Origin of the sequence: Streptomyces sp. NPDC005706 (assembly GCF_040631045.1) — a bacterium.
GTDB lineage: Bacteria > Actinomycetota > Actinomycetes > Streptomycetales > Streptomycetaceae > Streptomyces.
Window position 1 is genome coordinate 1 of sequence record NZ_JBEXYS010000074.1, and the last position, 1,478, is coordinate 1,478.

Genomic DNA, 1,478 nt, shown 5'->3' on the forward strand with positions numbered 1-1,478 from the left:
CAATACCGGTGATTTAGGTCGTTTTCCGGCTGGTCGAGGTGGCTCTGGTGGGCCCGACCAGCCGGACCGTCGGGGTGTCTGGCCGTGGTGGGCTGTGGTGCTCGGTTCGTTTGAGGGCCCAGTTGGACATCTTGCGTTTGATCACACGCGGGTTGGAGCGCAACCGCCGTGCGGGCAGCAGCCGTTCGGTGATCTCACGCAGGCTCTGGGTGATGGCCCGGGCCAGTCGCGAGGGGGGAAAGCGCCGCCTGCCCGGTGACGTGGCGGCGGACGATGCGAAGGGTGCGGGTGAAGGAGATCCGGTCGGGATCGTGCCCGGCCTTGAGGGCAGCCTGGTGCATCAGGTCCCGCAGCGCGTGGTGGACCAGCAGGAACGCGAAGATCTCCTGTTCGACGCCGCGTGGGTGCTGGGAACGCAGCACCAACCCCGGAACGCCCTGGTGGTTCTTGATCTCGTCCAGGGTGTTCTCGATCTCCCACCGCTGGGCATAGAGGGAGGCAAGCTCCTCGGCCGGTGCCTGCTCGGGGTCGAGGATGGTGGTGATCAGGCGGTAGACGGTGCCGTCACCGCCGGATGGGCCGAGGGTGTATTCGATCACCCGCACCCGCTCGGGGTCCGCACGCCGGTAGTTGTCCCGCGCGGCGACAATCTCCGACAGGTAGGAGCCGTCGGCGAGGGTTTCCAGGACCGGCAGCACCACGACGCTGCGGACCCGCCACAACAGATCCGCTCCGCCCGCCTTCGCCGCCCGCCACAGGTCGAGGCCGCAAAACCCCCGGTCGGCGAGCACGAGCATGCCCTTCGTCAGCGCGGGGAACAGTCGCTGGGCCAGGGCGGTCTCGTGGACCTTGAGTGGTCCGACCTCGGCCGCGAACACGGCATGGGTGCCGCACTCGGCCAGGGCCGCCACCCTCGCCTGCGGATACGCACTGCGGCCCTGCCCACGACTGGTACCGGGACGACCGAAGAACTGCGCGTTCGCCGCGGTGTCCGGAACGTCGAAGACCGTGCCGTCCACCGCGACCAGCCGCCACCGCCGATACCAGGCACCCTGCGTGCGCGCGATGGCCACCGGCCGGCACACCCGGGCGAACAGGGCCCGCAACGGCTCCGGTCCAAGCCGCAACCGGGCCCGCCCGATCGCCGCCGTCGTGGGAACCCGCCACGTCGTCGCCCACCGGCCCTCACGCTCCAGCCCCTGAACCAGAAGCCGGGCCACCTCTTCATAGCCCTGCCCGAAGAACAGACACATCGCCAGGACGAAGTAGACCACCACCCGTGCCGGCAGCAGCCGCGTCCGCTGCTCGACCCGGCCGCACTCGGCGACCACCTCATCGACCAGCTCCGGCGGAAACGCCCGCGTCAGCACCCCCAACGCGATCCGATCCGAGAACCGACCAACCTCCGACGACTTCACCTGACCCGGCCTTGGCACAACCCATCCAACGACCAGGCCCCAACAAAGTCACCGGTATTG

Annotated in this window: 1 protein-coding gene; it reads right to left on the bottom strand. The window is 69.2% G+C overall.

Annotated elements, in window-relative coordinates; genetic code table 11:
• Window positions 1-194 precede the first annotated feature (194 nt).
• Window positions 195-1,436 carry an IS4 family transposase gene (locus tag ABZ478_RS39245; RefSeq protein ID WP_359557578.1) on the bottom strand — a complete coding sequence of 414 codons (1,242 nt, stop codon included), beginning with the start codon at window positions 1,434-1,436 and terminating at the stop codon, window positions 195-197.
• Window positions 1,437-1,478: the final 42 nt, after the last annotated feature.